The sequence below is a fragment of the Pseudomonas sp. MF6776 genome, assembly GCF_016613125.1.
Lineage (GTDB): Bacteria > Pseudomonadota > Gammaproteobacteria > Pseudomonadales > Pseudomonadaceae > Aquipseudomonas > Aquipseudomonas iridis.
The window spans coordinates 180,639-196,377 of the sequence record NZ_JAENSQ010000005.1 but is presented as its reverse complement, the minus strand read 5'-3'; the positions used below and the strand labels follow the sequence as shown (position 1 = coordinate 196,377).

The following is a 15,739-nucleotide window of genomic DNA, read 5'->3' as shown; positions in this document are numbered from 1 at the left end:
GACGTGAGCCATGATCAACGTAGACCTGCAACAACTCATTCAGGCGCTGGACGCCGAAACCCGTCGTGATCTGGAGCGTTCGGCTGAGCGCTGTGTAGCCCGTGGCGGTAGCAAGATCCTCGTCGAAGACATGATGCTCGGCCTCCTGGAGCGTCCGAATGGCTTGCTCGCACGCGCGTTGCAGGACGCCGATGTCGATGCCGGTGAACTCAGCGCCGCGCTGCAATCGCGGGTCGAGCACAGCGCTTCGCGCAACCCGGTATTTGCCCCGGAACTGGTGCAATGGCTGCAAGACGCGCTGCTGGTGGCCAACCTCGAGCTGGGCCAGACTCAGGTCGAAGACGCTGCGTTGATCCTCGCCCTGCTGCGCAACCCGATGCGTTACGCCGGCAGTCGTTATCAGCCGCTGCTCGCCAAGCTGAACATCGATCGCCTGAAAGAATTTGCTCTGTCGCAAAAGGAGCAACCAGCGGCCAACGGTAAACCGGCCGCGCAGGGCGAATCGCTGTTGCAGCGCTTCACTCACAACCTGACTCAACAGGCCCGCGACGGCAAACTCGACCCGGTGCTGTGCCGCGATGGCGCGATCCGTCAGATGGTCGACATCCTCGCTCGTCGCCGCAAGAACAACCCGATTGTGGTCGGTGAGGCTGGTGTCGGTAAAACCGCCATCGTCGAAGGTCTGGCTTCGCGCATCGCTGCCGGTGAAGTGCCGCAAGTGCTCAAAGGCGTTGAACTGCTGTCGCTGGACATGGGCCTGTTGCAGGCCGGCGCCAGCGTCAAAGGTGAATTCGAGCGTCGTCTCAAAGGTGTGATCGACGAAGTCAAAGCTTCGCCAAAACCGATCATTCTGTTCATCGACGAAGCCCACACCCTGATCGGCGCGGGCGGCAACGCTGGCGGTTCCGATGCGGCCAACCTGCTGAAACCTGCACTGGCCCGTGGCGAACTGCGCACCATCGCCGCCACCACTTGGGCCGAATACAAGAAATACTTCGAGAAAGACCCGGCGCTGGCCCGTCGTTTCCAGCCAGTTCAACTGCACGAACCGACCGTCAGCGAAGCGGTGACCATCCTCCGTGGCCTGGCCCAGGTCTACGAGAAGAGCCACGGCATTTACCTGCGCGACGACGCGGTGGTGTCGGCGGCTGAACTGTCCGCGCGTTATCTGGCGGGTCGGCAACTGCCGGACAAAGCCGTCGATGTCCTCGACACTGCTTGCGCCCGCGTACGCATCAGCCTCGCCGCTGCGCCGGAAAGCCTTGAGCGTCTGCGTGGCGAACTGGCCGAAGGTGGTCGTCAGCGTCAGGCCCTGCGCCGCGATGCCGAGGCCGGTTTGCTGATCGACCACGAAGCGCTGGATGCACTGGAAGCGCGACTGGAAGAAGCCGAAGACGAAATGGTCGCGCTTGAAACTCTGTGGACTGAACAAAAGGCACTGGCCGAGCGCTTGCTGGACCTGCGTCAGCAACTGGCCAAGGCGCGCGAAGCCGCTGCCGTCGAGCCGACCGTATCGGTTGAGGAAGACGCCGAAGGCACCGTCATCGAAACCCTGGCCGCCGAAGTCGAAGAAGGCCAAAGCGTCGCAGCGCTGGAAGCCCAACTCAACGAAACCCACAGCGCACTCACCGCCGCCCAGGTCAAAGAACGTCTGGTCAGCTTCGAAGTCTGCCCGCGTCTGGTCGCCGAAGTGATCAGCGCCTGGACCGGCGTGCCACTGGCGCAACTGGCCCGTGAGCACAACGCCAAGGTCGCCAGTTTCGCCACCGACTTGCGCACGCGCATCCGTGGTCAGGAGCAAGCCGTGCACGCACTGGATCGCTCGATGCGCGCGACTGCTGCTGGCCTGAACAAACCTGACGCGCCGGTCGGCGTGTTCCTGCTGGTCGGCCCGAGCGGCGTCGGTAAAACCGAAACCGCGCTGGCCCTCGCTGACCTGCTGTACGGCGGCGACCGTTTCATTACCACCATCAACATGTCCGAGTTCCAGGAGAAGCACACCGTTTCCCGCTTGATCGGTGCACCACCGGGCTACGTCGGGTACGGCGAGGGCGGCATGCTCACCGAAGCCGTGCGCCAGAAACCGTATTCGGTGGTGCTGCTCGATGAAGTCGAGAAGGCTGATCCGGACGTGCTCAACCTGTTCTACCAAATCTTCGACAAAGGCGTGGCCAACGACGGCGAAGGTCGCGAGATCGACTTCCGCAACACGTTGATCCTGATGACCTCGAATCTTGGCAGCGATCGCATCAGCGACCTCTGCGAAGGCGGCGCGCGGCCGACCGCCGAAGTGCTCGAAGAGACCATTCGCCCGGTACTCAGCAAACATTTCAAACCCGCCCTGCTGGCGCGGATGAAAGTGGTGCCTTACTACCCGGTCGGTGGCCCGGTGTTGCGCGAGCTGATCGAGATCAAACTCGGTCGCCTGGGCGAGCGCCTGAACCGTCGTCAGCTGGATTTCAGCTGGTGCCAGAACCTCGTCGATCATCTGTCCGAGCGCTGCACGCAAAGCGACAGCGGCGCGCGTCTGATCGACCATCTGCTCGATCAGCATGTACTGCCACTGGTAGCCGATCGCTTGCTCGATGCCATGGCCACGGGTGAAAGCCTCAAGCGCGTGCATGCCACACTCGACGGCAACGCCAGCGTGACGTGCGAGTTCGCCTGAGGTGGGCGTGATGTTCACTCAAGTGCCGCAGCCGCTGGCTTACGCCGAAGCGTTGCTGGCGCAGTTTGCCAGCCTGTCGCGTGCGGCGGACGGCGCTGCGCTGCTGGGTGAATTTGTGCGTGGGCTTGCCGAGCTGAGCGGTTGCGAACTGACGCAGCTGTATCTGCTCGATGCCACCCACACCTGCCTTGGGATGAACGCCGAGTGCCTCGACGGCGCGTTGCAACCGCGCCAGGCGGCGAGCCTGCCGGCGGATTACAACGGTGAGCAATTGCTGCAGTTCGCCCTGTGCCAGAACCGCGTGGTGTGCCTCGACGACCTTGGCGCCAGCCTGCACGAAACCAGTTTCCTGCCGGCCGCGTCTTCGCCGTGGCAATCATTGTTGTGCGTGCCACTGGTCAATCAGCACAAGGCTGTGGAAGGTCTGCTGCTGTGTGCCAGCCGTCGTCGCGTGGATCTGCAAGGCTTTGCCGATTCGCTCGGCCAGCTCGGCTCGTTCGTGCTTGGCCAACTGCACTTGCTGCAACGCCTGCGCCAGCCAATGGATGTTCAGGCGTCAGCGGTACGCAGCGTGCCGAGCATCAGTGGTTACGGGCTTATCGGCAAAAGCGCGGCGATTCGCCAGACCTATTCGCTGATCAGCAAAGTCCTGCACAGCCCGTACACCGTGCTGTTGCGCGGCGAGACCGGCACCGGCAAGGAGGTGGTCGCGCGGGCGATTCACGATTGCGGGCCGCGTCGTTCTCAGGCGTTCATCGTGCAGAACTGCGCGGCGTTCCCCGAGAACCTGCTGGAAAGCGAGCTGTTTGGCTATCGCAAAGGCGCGTTCACAGGTGCCGACCGCGACCGCGCCGGGCTGTTCGATGCGGCCAACGGTGGCACGCTGTTGCTCGACGAAATCGGCGACATGCCGCTGTCGCTCCAGGCGAAGATTTTGCGTGTGTTGCAGGAGGGCGAGATCCGCCCGTTGGGTTCCAACGACACGCACAAGATTGATGTACGCATCATCGCCGCGACGCACCGCGATTTGTCAGTGCTGGTCAGCGAAGGCAAATTCCGCGAGGACTTGTATTACCGACTCGCGCAATTCCCCATCGAACTGCCGGCCCTGCGGCAGCGCGAAGGCGACATCCTCGACCTGGCGCGGCACTTCGCCGAAAAGACCTGCACATTCCTGCAGCGTGATCCGGTGCGCTGGTCGGCCCCGGCGCTGGAACATTTGTCCGGTTACACCTTCCCCGGCAACGTTCGCGAACTCAAGGCATTGGTCGAGCGCGCGGTGTTGCTGTGCGAGGGCGGTGAATTACTGGCCGAGCATTTTTCCCTGCGTATGGAGCCGATGCCCGAAGACAACAGCGGCTTGAATCTGCGCGAGCGCATGGAGCGGGTCGAACGCACATTGCTGCTCGATTGCCTGCGCAAGAACGACGGCAACCAGACCCTCGCCGCCCGCGAATTGGGCCTGCCACGCCGCACCCTGCTGTACCGCCTCGGGCGGTTGAACATCAATCTGGGAGATTTCGATGGGTAGGCAACGATCATCGTTTTCTCCTCGAAAAACCTGTTTCAGCGCCGCCCGCAAGGGTCGGCGCTTTGTGCTTTGTCTACCCCTGGAGACCCTCTGATGTCTGTTCGTCACTGGCACGCTGTCCTGCTGACCCTCGTCGTTCTATGTGGCCTTGGCGGCTGTAGCGGCAATTACAAATTCAACGACACCGACTATCGCCCGTTGGGTGATCCGCAAGCGGTCAATCGCGGCAAGTGACCGCAAGGAGCATCAAACATGGAACTGGTTTTCGAAATGCTGAACACCAAGCAGTTCGTGCCCACCGAGTTGTGCCAGAAGACCTTCAAACAGGCCGGCGGCGTGATCGGACGGGGCGAGGACTGCGACTGGATCATCCCTGACCGCAAGCGTCATCTGTCCAATCACCACGCGATTGTCAGCTACCGCGAAGGCACGTTTTTCCTGACCGACACCAGCAGCAACGGTGTTCAGGACGGCACAAGCGGCGCACGCCTGCACAAGGGCGAACCGATGCGCATCGAGCACGGCAGCACTTACGTGCTCGGCGACTTCGAAATTCGCGCGCGCCTAGTGCGTGACCCGGCGACCTTCGACGGCGAAGTCGGCCGTCCGCGTGCGGCCGGCAGCATCATTCCGGACGACGCGTTCCTCGATCTCGACCCGCTCAACGCCCTCGAACAGCAAGAGCGTGTGTACTCGGAAATCGACGAACTGCTGGCGCCGAACACCAAGCCTGAAGACTCCCGTCAGCGTGCCGACTACGCGCGCATCGACATGGAAAGCCTGATGGTGCCGGAGCTGATCGCCGCGCCCGCAGAACCTGAACCCGCTCCGGCACCGAAAGCCGTCGAGCGTCAGAGCGAAGGTTTCTGGGAGCACTTCGGTGCTGCGCTGGGTGTCGATGTCAAAGGCCTCAGCCACGATGAACGCGAAGCCCTGGCGCTGAACGCCGCGCGTTTGCTGCGTCAGAGCGTCGGCGGTTTGCAGCAGAGCCTGCGTACCCGCTCGGAGCTGAAAAACGAACTGCGTCTGGCCCAGACCACCGTGCAAGGCACCAACAAGAACCCGCTGAAATTCGCCGTTGATCCGAGCGAAGCGCTGGAAATTCTGTTGCAGCCAAGCAAGTCTGGGCATCTGCCGGCCGAGCAAGCCATCTCCCGCGCGTTCCGCGATTTGCAGGCGCATCAAGTGGCACTGCTGACCGCTAGCCGCGCTGCCGTGCGCGGCACGCTGGAGCACTTCTCGCCCGAGCAACTGACCTTGCGTTTCGAGCGCGACAGCAAGCCGCTGATCGCGACGTCCGGCGGGCGCTGGAGAGCGTTTGGTCGTTATCACCAGGCGCTGCGTCAGGACGATGACTGGAGCGAGCGTCTGCTGGCCCGCGACTTCGCCCAGGCTTACGAAGAACAGATCCGCCTGATCTCCACCCTCCACACCGACCACCAAGGATGATGCGCATGTCTCGCCGTTCGACCGCTTTTTTCAAGACGCTGACTGCGCTCACCGTGCTGGTGCTGCTCGCCGGTTGCTCGTCGCTGTCGCCGTACTCGAAAGTGACCAAGATCAATCTGAAGCTGACCGGTAGCGATCAGCTCAACCCGGACCTCAACGGTCGCCCGTCGCCGATTGTGGTGCGCCTGTTCGAACTCAAGCACCCGGTGACATTCGAGAATGCCGATTTCTTTAGCCTTTACGAGCGCGCCAAGGAATCCCTCAACCCGGATCTGGTGGCCAGCGAAGAACTCGAACTGCGCCCGGGTGAAACCGTGGAAATGAAGCTCAAGGTGGAAGAGGGCAGCCTTTATGTTGGCGTTCTCGCCGCTTACCGCGACTTGCCGGAAAGCCAGTGGCGCTACACGGTGCAGATCACTCCGCTGGAAGTCACCGAAGTCGATCTGACTCTGGACCAGACCGGCATCCGCAACACAAATCAAGTGCTCGCCAAGGCGGATGACTGAACATGAATACCCATAAAGTCATTTGGCAGGAAGGCATGTTGCTGCGTCCGCAGCACTTCCAGCACAACGATCGCTATTACGATCACCAGATGAAAACCCGCACCCAATTGCTCGGTGGCTACACCTGGGGTTTCCTTAATCTGGAGATCGACTTGCAGTTCCTCAACATGGGCAAACTGGTGATCAGTGAAGCCTCGGGGATTCTGCCGGACGGCAGCCTGTTCGAACTCGGTGGCAACACCGAACCGCTGGCGCTGGATGTGCCGCCGAACACCGGCAACACGCCGATCTATCTGGCGCTGCCGCTGGTCACGGGTAACCACATCGAGTCGCGCCGTCCGGAGCAATCTGATGTGCTGGCGCGTTACACCGCGTATGACGCCGAAGTGGCCGACTCCAACGCCGGCGACGATTCCGCCAGCCAGGTCAGCTGTGGTCGCCCGGATTTCAAACTGTTGCTCGGCGAGCAGCAGAGCGATCAGGCCTACGTGAAGCTGAAGATCTGCGACGTGCTCGACACCACGCCCGACGGCGTGATCAGCCTCGATCCGGACTTTGTGCCGACTTATATTCAGGCTCACGCGTCCAGCTATCTGCTGTCGTGTCTGAAAGAAGTCATCAGCATGCTCAACCACCGGGGCGACACCATTGCCGAGCGCATTCGCTCCAACGGCAAGGTCGGCGGCGCCGAGGTCGGTGACTTCATGATGCTGCAACTGATCAACCGCACCGAACTGCTGCTGCGCCACTATCTGGGCCTGGAGCAGGTGCACCCGGAAGAGTTGTATCGCACGCTGCTGACCATGCTCGGCGATCTGGCGACCTTCTCCGGCGAGAGCAAACGTCCGCGTCTGGACAGTCGCTACTCCCACGCCGACCAGGGCGGGAGCTTTCGCAAACTGATGGAAGCGATCCGTCAGGTGCTGTCGATGGTGCTCGAACAGCACGCCATCGAACTGATCCTGCAGGCGCGTCAGTACGGGATCATCGTGTCGCCGTTACACGACCACAAACTGCTGGGCTCGGCCTCGTTCGTGCTGGCAGCCAGTGCCAATTGCGACTCCGAAGAACTGCGCCACCGCTTGCCGGCGCACCTCAAGGTCGGCCCGGTGGAGCGCATCCGCCAACTGGTCAACCTGCACTTGCCGGGGATCAAGGTCAAACCGTTACCGGTCGCCCCGCGGCAGATCGCGTTCCACTCCAACAAAACCTATTTCATCCTCGAACTCAGTTCCGAAGACCTGGCACAACTCGAGCGCTCCGGCGGCTTCGCGTTCCACGTGTCCGGCGAATTTGCCGAGCTTGAACTGAAATTCTGGGCCATCAGGAACTGACCGACATGATCAAGGAAACGGATTACAACCAGGACGACAAAACCGTCCTGCTCGATCGTCAGGGCCACGGACCGGCATCGAGTCCGCTGACCGACTTCGCTGCGCCGCCGCGTTTCGAGCAACTGGAAGAACGCATGATCTACGCCGCGCGCCTGCGCCCGGCGGAGGCGTTCAATATCAGCCTCAATTCGCTGGTGGCCGCGTCATCCGAACTGCTCTCGGAAGTGGTACGTCTCAAGCACAGCGAAACCCGCGAAGACCTCTACGCGCTCAATGAGCGCCTGACCGCCGGGCTCAAGCTGTTTGAAGTGCGCGCCTTGCACAACGGCGCCGAAAGCAGCCAGGTGATGGCCGCGCGTTACGTGCTCTGCACCGTGGTCGACGAAGCCGTCGTGACCACGCCGTGGGGCAACGAAAGCGAATGGTCGCAGATGAGCCTGCTCAGCAGCTTCCACAACGAAACCTTCGGTGGCGAGAAGTTCTTCCAGCTGCTCGATCGGCTGTCAAAGAACCCGGTCAAGCACCTGCCGATGCTCGAGCTGATGTACCTGTGCCTGTCCCTCGGTTTCGAGGGCAAGTACCGCGTGCAGGCGCGTGGGATGCTCGAGCTTGAAGGCATCCGCGATGCGTTGTACCGCCAGATCCGTCAGTTGCGTGGCGACGTGCCGCGTGAGTTGTCGCCGCACTGGGAAGGCCTCAACGATCAGCGCCGCAGTCTGGTGCGCATCGTGCCGGCGTGGATGGTGGTGTTGTTCACTTTCGTCTGTCTGGTGGTGATGTATTCGGGCTTCGCCTGGGTCTTGGGCGAGCAGCGCGAAACCGTTCTGCAACCATACCAGCCGCTTGATCCAGCCGCGGTTCAACCGCAGTCGCAGCCGTAAACAGGGACGTGTGATGAAAAAGTTTTTCAAGAAAGTCGGCGCCTTCCTGCGCCAGACCTGGGTCTGGACCCTGCTGCTGGTGCTGTTCGTGGCACTGCTGGTGTGGTTCGTCGGCCCGTTGTTGGCGGTTGATGATTACAAGTTCTGGGAAAGCGCGACCTCGCGTCTGCTGACCATCAGCGTCTTGTTCCTGATCTGGGGCCTGACCATGGTCTTCGTCAGCTGGCGCGCCGGTATCCGCAAGAAAGCCGTCGAAGAAAGCGAAGATGGCCAGGATCGTATCCGCCGTGAAGAGCAGATCGACGACGAGCAGAAAGAGTTGAAGGCGCGCTTCAAAGACGCGCTGAAAACCCTGAAGACGTCGAGCTTGTATCGTGGTCGCAGCGAGCGCTGGCGCAGTGACTTGCCGTGGTACTTGCTGATCGGTCCGCAAGCCTCTGGCAAAACCAGCCTGCTGGACTTTTCCGGTCTGGAATTCCCGATCAACAAGATCGACCGCAAGCTGACCCGCGACACCCTCGGCACCCGTCATTGCGACTGGTACTTCGCCGATCACGGTGTGCTGATCGACACCGCCGGGCGCTACACCACCCAACCGGATGCAGAAGTCGACGGCAGTGCCTGGCGCACCTTGCTCGAGTTGCTGCGCAAGCGTCGTCGCGGCCGTCCGTTGAACGGCGTGCTGGTGACCATTCCGGTGGAAACCCTCACCGGTGGCAGCGAGCAGGACATCGACACCCTGGCGCGCCAGGTGCGCGGTCGTCTGCAGGACATTCATCAGAAGCTGCACGTCGATGTGCCGGTGTATCTGGTCCTGAGCAAGGCCGACAAGCTGCTCGGCTTCGACGAGTTCTTCGATCAACTGACCCGCGAAGAAAGCGATCAGGTGCTGGGCACCAGTTTCCGCAAGGAACAGGTCGGCACCGACGTGGCTGTGCTGCGCAACGAGTTCGAAGAACTGCTGCGTCGTCTCAACAGCCAGGTGATCATGCGCATGCACTCCGAGCGCGATACCCAGCGCCGTGGTCGCATCCTCGACTTCCCGCATCAACTGGGGCAGATCGGCGAGCGTCTGTGCCTGTTCGTCGACATGGCGTTCACCGGCAACCGCTATCAGCGTGCAACGCAACTGCGTGGTTTCTACCTGACCAGCGCACCGCACCTGACCCAGGAAATGGATTCGACCACCGCCGGCATCGGCGCCAGCCTCGGCATGAATGCCGGTGTGCTGCCGACGCTGCGCAGCGGTCGTTCGCGCTTCATCCACCACCTGCTTAGCCAGGTGATTTTCCCGGAGGCCGATCTGGCTGGCCTGGACAAACGTGAACGCAGCCGCATCCACTGGGGCCAACGTGCGCTGTATGTTGGCGCACTGGCGGCGCTGGCACTGTTCGGCATGCTCTGGGCGGGCGGATTCTCGGCCAACTACGAGCGTCTGGAAAACCTGCGCACACTGGCGCAAAACTGGACTCAGCAGCGCTCGGCGCTGACCCCGCGTGATGACGCGATGGGCGTGCTGAAAACTCTCGACACCAGCTACGCCGCCACTCAGGTGTTCCCGAAGAAGGGCGACGTGTCGTACCACGAGCGCGGCGGTCTGTATCAGGGCGAAGACATCAATCCGTCGGTCAAAGCGGCGTACGAGCGTGAGCTCGAAGCGCAACTGCTGCCACGGGTTGCCACGATGCTCGAAGGGCAGATCCGCACCAACATGAAGGACCGCGAAAAGCTGCTCAACAGCCTGCGCGCGTACCTGATGCTGAACATGAAGGATCGCCGCGATGCCGCATGGCTCAAGGACTGGATCGCGAGTGACTGGTCGCAACGCTATACCGGCAATACGGCGGTACAGAACGGCCTGAACGTTCACCTCGAACGCCTGCTGAAGCAGCCTTTCATCTACCCGCTGAACGATCAGTTGGTGACGCAGGCGCGTCAGGTACTGCGCAGCGAATCGCTGGCTACCGTGGTCTATCGCATGCTTCGTGAGCAGGCGCGCAACCTGCCGGAATACCGTTTCAGCCAACACCTCGGCCCGCAGGGTTCGCTGTTTATCGGCACCGAGTACGTGATTCCGGGTTTCTACACGCAAACCGGTTATCAGCAGTATTTCTCGGTACAGGGTTCGGCGCTGGTCACCGACATCCTGCGTGACAACTGGGTACTGGGTGAAGGCGCGGGCATCAGCGACATGGACTTGCGTCGCCTGATGGTCGAGCTGGAGCAACTGTACTTCCGCGACTATGCCAACTACTGGAGCGAGGCCGTTGGCCAGGTGGCCTTGCCACCGATCAGCGACGCCGGTGAAGGCGCCGAGCAACTGGCGGGCCTGACTTCGGCCAACTCGCCGGTGCTCGCGTTGCTGACGGAAGTGCGCGAAAACACGCGCTTCGAGGCCGCCGCAGACCCGGTCGACGAAGCGGGCGAAGCCGCCGATGCGCTGGCCGGGCAGAAGGGCAAACTGGGTAAAGTCGGCAAACTGGCAGCCGCCGCAGCGGACAAGGCTTCGGCCTTGAGCGTCGCGAAAAACCTGCCGGACACCGCCAAGAAATCCCTGCAACGTCGCTTTGAGCCGCTGCATCGTTTGCTCGATGACAACAACGGCCCGGCCGCTGACCTGACTCCGGCCCTCAGCGCACTCAACGATCTGCAACTGCAATTGTCCGGTCTGGCCCGTTCCAGTACGCCGGAACAAGCCGCGTTCGAAATGGCCAAAACCCGCATGAGCGGCCAGCGTGATGCGCTGACCAACCTGCGTGCAGCCTCGGGTCGTCTGCCGCGTCCGCTGAGCGTGTGGTTCAACGTGCTGGCCGAAGACTCGTGGCGCCTGGTGCTCAACGATGCTTACCAATACCTGAACGGCCGTTATCAGAACGAGCTGTACAGCGTGTATGGCAAAACCATCAGCAAGCGTTATCCGTTCAGCGCCAGCAGCACCAGCGACGTGGCGATCAGCGACTTCCGCGAGTTCTTCCGCGCGCAAGGCACCGTCGACCGTTTCTTCGACAGCTACATGCGTCCGTTCGTCAGCGGTGATCCGGGCAACTACCGGATGCGCAGCGTCGACGGCCACAGCCTGCCGGTGTCCAAGGTCTACCTCGATCAGATGGCCGCAGCGCTGACGATTCGTCAGAGCTTCTTCTCGATCAACCCGGCCGAACCGACCGTGCAGTTCAAACTGGAGCCTTACACCCTCGATCCGGCAGTCAGCCGTTCCGAGTTCAAGTTCGGCGACAAGACCATGGAATACCGTCACGGCCCGATCCTGCCAATGTCGTTCAAATGGCCGACCGATGCTGAAGACGGGCGTACCAGTCTGGTCATGGACAAAATGGCCGGACGTCCGATCGGCATCGAGAAGAACTCCGGCCCATGGTCGCTGTTCCGTCTGTTCGACCTGATGCAGACCGAGTACCTGACCGGCCGCGACGTACTGGTACTGAAAGCTGACGTTGGTGGCTTGCGCGCCAACTACCTGCTGACCAGCCAACGCTCGCCGAATCCGTTCGACCTCGGCGTGCTGCGCACCTTCCGTATGCCGGTGCAGCTCTGATGCTGGTGGCCAGTCCCTGGCGCAGCGCGGCGCGTACCGACCCGGGCAAGGTGCGGGCGCGCAACGAAGATGCCTTCCTCGACCTTCCGCAGCAGGGGCTGTGGGTGGTCGCGGACGGCATGGGCGGTCATCAGGGTGGCGACATCGCCAGCCAGTTGATCGTCGCCAGCCTGGCTGAACTGCCGCAACACGACGACTTCGACGAACGCCTCAAAGCCATCCGCCAGTGCCTGCACTGGTTGAACCGGCGTTTGGGGCAGGAGTTGACCGTCACTGCCGGCCGTCACGACAGCATCATGGGCAGCACCGTCGTGGCGCTGCTGGTGGAAGGCAATCGCGCGGCCTGCATCTGGGCCGGCGACAGCCGTTGTTACATGTGGCGCGGGCAGCGTCTGTATCAGCTGTCCAAAGACCATTCGCTGCAACAGCAACTGATCGACGAACAGCAAATGAGCGTCGAACAAGCGGCGGCGCACCCGGCGGCTCAGGCACTGACCCGAGCCGTCGGCGCGGCCGACACTCTGACCCTGGATGTGCTGGAACTCGAGGTGTATCCGGGCGATGCGTTTTTGCTGTGCAGCGATGGTTTGTATCAGGGCCTGAGCAGCGATGCCCTCGGCACCGCCCTCAGCCTCAGCGCGCCGCATGTGGCGCTGGAACGTTTGTTCGACGGTGCCCTGCGGGGCTCCGCTCGCGACAACCTGACTGCCGTGGTGATCCGCCAATGACCAAAATCGAATCGCCAATCGATGACTTGCTGATGAGTGAAGAGCAGGCCAACAACCTTACCTACTTCGCCTTCGCCAAGCCCAATAATGCAGAGCCTTTGCTGGCGCCTACCAAGGCCAGCATTGGTGCACTGCCGGACGTATTGGCGGGCCGTTATCGCCTCGAGCGTTTGCTCGGGGCGGGCGGTATGGGCGCCGTCTACCGGGCAAGGGATCTGCTGCACGAACAGTTCGGCGATCCCGATCCTTACATTGCGCTGAAAATCCTCAGCGAAGAATTTGCCGAATCGCCGGACGCCAGTGCCTTGCTCTACAGCGAGTTCGCCCTGACCCGACGCCTGCGCCACGACAACGTCGTGCGTGCGCACACCTTTGAAGTCGACACCGACTGCCAGCGGGCCTTCATCACCATGGAATACATGCGTGGCCTGACCCTGGACAAACTGCTCTGCGAGCGGCCCCTGGGCCTGCCGTGGAAAGAATTGCGCGACATCGTCCTGCCGCTGCTCGACACGCTGGCTTATGCCCACCGTCGCGGCGTGCTGCACGGTGACATGAAACCGAGCAACGTCATGCTCAGCGAAGACGGCCTGCGCCTCTTCGACTTCGGTTTGGGCCAGGCGGAAGAGGGCACCTTGCCCGGTCTGCCGCACCTGAGCCGCGAGCGCTTCAACGCCTGGACCCCGGGCTACGCCGCCCCCGAACTGCTTGAGGGCCAACCGTTGTCGGCCAGCGCGGACGTGTACGGCTTGGCCTGCGTGATCTATGAACTGGCGAGCGGCAAACACCCGTTCCGCCGCTTGCCCTCGACCCAGGCCCGCGACGAGCACCTGAAGCGCGAGCTGCAAGCCCCGGCGAACTTACCGAAACACGGCTGGCCAGCGCTGCGAACCGCGCTGAGCTTCGACCCGGCAGAGCGCACCATCACTGCCCAACAATTGCGTGACGCCTTGGGCGCCACTTCATCCTGGCTGCAACGTCTGCGGTTTCGGGCATAACGGATGACATTCGAACAGGGAGCACTTTATGTTCAACTCAGCTAACGAGACCCACTTCAGCCTGACGGTTGAAGACTATGTCGGCGACCTGCAAGTGCTGTCGTTCACCGGCACCGAAGGCATCAGCCAGCCGTATCGCTTCGACCTCGAACTGGTCAGCGAAAACCCGGATCTCGACCTGGAAAAGCTCCTGCACAAGCAGGCATTCCTGGCGTTCGATCCGCAGGGCAGTGGCATCCACGGCCAGATCTACCGGGTCGCCCAAGGCGATGCCGGCAAGCGCCTGACCCGCTACAAAGTGTCGATGGTGCCGCAACTGCAATACCTGCATCACCGCACCAACCAACGTATTTATCAGCAGATGTCGGCGCCGAAAATCATCGCGCTGATCCTCGAAGAACACGGCATCAAGGGTAACGCCTACAGCTTCCAGCTCAGCCAGCCGTGCCCGGATCGCGACTATTGCGTGCAATACGACGAAACCGACCTGCACTTCGTCCAGCGCCTGTGCGAAGAGGAAGGCATTCACTACCACTTCCAGCACAGCGACAAGGGTCACCTGCTGGTGTTCGGCGACGACCAGACCGTGTTCCAGAAACTCGGCCAGCCAACCGCGTACGTGCAAGGCAGCGGCATGGTCGCCGATGAGCCAGTGATCAAAGGCTTCAAACTGCGTCTGGAAACCCGCACCAGCCGCGTCACCCGCCGCGATTACGATTTCGAAAAGCCGCGCCTGCAAATGGAAGCCGCCTACAAACCGGAGGGTGAAAGCACTGAGCCGGACCTGGAAGACTACGACTACCCCGGCCGCTTCATCGAGCGTGCGCGCGGCAAGTTCCTCAGCCAGCGCGCCCTCGAACGCCACCGCGCCGACTACCGTCAGGCCGAAGGTCGCGGCGACCAGACCAAACTGGTCAGCGGCCACTTCATGGAACTGTCCGACCACCCGCGCAGCGAGTGGAACGATCTGTGGCTGCTCACCGAAATCGTCCACGAAGGCAAACAGCCGCAAGTCCTCGAAGAAGGCGTGACCAGCGACACCACCGACAACAAGGACGACTTCCACCAAGGCTACCGCAACACCTTCCTCGCCACTCCGTGGGACGTGTTCTACCGCCCGGCCCTCGAACACCCGAAACCACGCGTGCTCAGCAGCCAGACCGCCATGGTCACCGGCCCCAAAGGCGAAGAAATCCACTGCGACCAATACGGCCGCATCAAAGTCCAGTTCCACTGGGACCGCGAAGGCCTCGCCGACGACAAAACCAGCTGCTGGCTACGCGTCTCCAGCTCCTGGGCCGGCGACCGCTACGGCGCCATCAGCATCCCGCGCATCGGCATGGAAGTCCTCGTCACCTTCCTCGAAGGCGACCCCGACCAACCCCTCGTCACCGGCTGCCTGTACCACAAGGAAAACCCGGTGCCGTATGCACTGCCGGCGAACAAGACGCGCAGCGTGTTCAAGACACTCAGCTCGCCGGGTGGTGGTGGGTATAACGAACTGCGCATCGAAGACAAGAAAGGCGCGGAGCAGATCTACATTCATGCCCAGCGGGATTGGGATGAAAATGTTGAGCATGATCAGAAGATTCGGGTCGGGAATGAACGCCATGACACGGTGGTGAAGAACACCTACACCGAGCTGAAAGCCGAGGAACATCGCACCACGATTTCCGACCGCAAGATTGAAGCGAAGCTGGATGATCACCTGACGATTGGGCAGAACCAGCATGTGAAGCTTGGGACTGCGCAGCTCACCAGCGTGGGGAAAGAGATTCACCTCAAGGCTGGGGACAAGATCGTTATTGAGTCGGGGACGGAGCTGACCATCTTGGGTGGCGGGAGCTTTATCAAGCTCGATGGCGGTGGTGTGACGGTGGTTGGGCCGGTGATCAAGATCAATGCGGGTGGCTCGGCTGGTTCCGGCACGGGGATCGGGATTAAACCGCCAGTGCTCCCGGGGGCGGCGGATAAGGATAAGGCGGGGAGTTTGATGGATCAGGCGTTGGGGAATGCGGTGCCTCAGAAAGCTGACCTTCGACCAATGCGAATGATCAGGTTCTCTGGTTGACCGTCAACGGATCAAAAAGG

At 61.8% G+C, this 15,739-nt stretch carries 11 protein-coding genes; all 11 read left to right on the top strand.

Features of this window, described 5'->3' with window-relative positions:
• Positions 1-10 precede the first annotated feature (10 nt).
• The 11 genes from tssH (at position 11) to JJD74_RS07890 (ending at position 15,719) form a co-directional block, all read left to right on the top strand.
• Complete coding sequence (gene tssH / locus JJD74_RS07940) at positions 11-2,668, top strand: type VI secretion system ATPase TssH (protein WP_042561790.1); 2,658 nt, start codon at positions 11-13, stop codon at positions 2,666-2,668.
• A 10-nt stretch (positions 2,669-2,678) separates the two neighbouring features.
• Positions 2,679-4,199, top strand: coding sequence for a sigma-54 interaction domain-containing protein (locus JJD74_RS07935; RefSeq protein WP_200612734.1), 1,521 nt, complete (start codon positions 2,679-2,681; stop codon positions 4,197-4,199).
• Between the two features lie 93 nt (positions 4,200-4,292).
• Complete coding sequence (locus JJD74_RS07930; protein WP_042561788.1) at positions 4,293-4,433, top strand: hypothetical protein; 141 nt, start codon at positions 4,293-4,295, stop codon at positions 4,431-4,433.
• Between the two features lie 18 nt (positions 4,434-4,451).
• The gene (gene tagH / locus JJD74_RS07925; protein WP_200612729.1) at positions 4,452-5,648 is read left to right on the top strand and encodes a type VI secretion system-associated FHA domain protein TagH; all 1,197 of its coding nucleotides are present in this window, start codon (positions 4,452-4,454) and stop codon (positions 5,646-5,648) included.
• 5 nt (positions 5,649-5,653) lie between these two features.
• A complete protein-coding gene (gene tssJ, locus JJD74_RS07920) occupies positions 5,654-6,154 on the top strand; it encodes a type VI secretion system lipoprotein TssJ (protein WP_042561786.1) in 501 nt (166 codons plus the stop codon).
• Positions 6,155-6,156: 2 nt separating this feature from the next.
• Positions 6,157-7,488, top strand: coding sequence for a type VI secretion system baseplate subunit TssK (tssK, locus tag JJD74_RS07915; RefSeq protein WP_007920300.1), 1,332 nt, complete (start codon positions 6,157-6,159; stop codon positions 7,486-7,488).
• A 5-nt stretch (positions 7,489-7,493) separates the two neighbouring features.
• Positions 7,494-8,369 carry a type IVB secretion system protein IcmH/DotU gene (gene icmH, locus JJD74_RS07910; RefSeq protein WP_042561785.1) on the top strand — a complete coding sequence of 292 codons (876 nt, stop codon included), beginning with the start codon at positions 7,494-7,496 and terminating at the stop codon, positions 8,367-8,369.
• Positions 8,370-8,382: 13 nt separating this feature from the next.
• Entirely contained in the window at positions 8,383-11,922 is a 3,540-nt protein-coding gene (tssM, locus tag JJD74_RS07905) for a type VI secretion system membrane subunit TssM (RefSeq protein WP_200612725.1), read from the top strand.
• The gene (locus tag JJD74_RS07900; protein WP_042561783.1) at positions 11,922-12,650 is read left to right on the top strand and encodes a PP2C family protein-serine/threonine phosphatase; all 729 of its coding nucleotides are present in this window, start codon (positions 11,922-11,924) and stop codon (positions 12,648-12,650) included. The genes tssM and JJD74_RS07900 overlap by 1 nt, the downstream gene beginning before the upstream one ends.
• The gene (locus JJD74_RS07895) at positions 12,647-13,648 is read left to right on the top strand and encodes a serine/threonine-protein kinase (RefSeq protein WP_200612722.1); all 1,002 of its coding nucleotides are present in this window, start codon (positions 12,647-12,649) and stop codon (positions 13,646-13,648) included. Before JJD74_RS07900 ends, JJD74_RS07895 begins: the two co-directional genes overlap by 4 nt.
• A 28-nt stretch (positions 13,649-13,676) precedes the next feature.
• On the top strand, positions 13,677-15,719 hold the full coding sequence (locus JJD74_RS07890) for a type VI secretion system Vgr family protein (protein WP_200612717.1): 2,043 nt from the start codon (positions 13,677-13,679) through the stop codon (positions 15,717-15,719).
• Positions 15,720-15,739 lie beyond the last annotated feature (20 nt).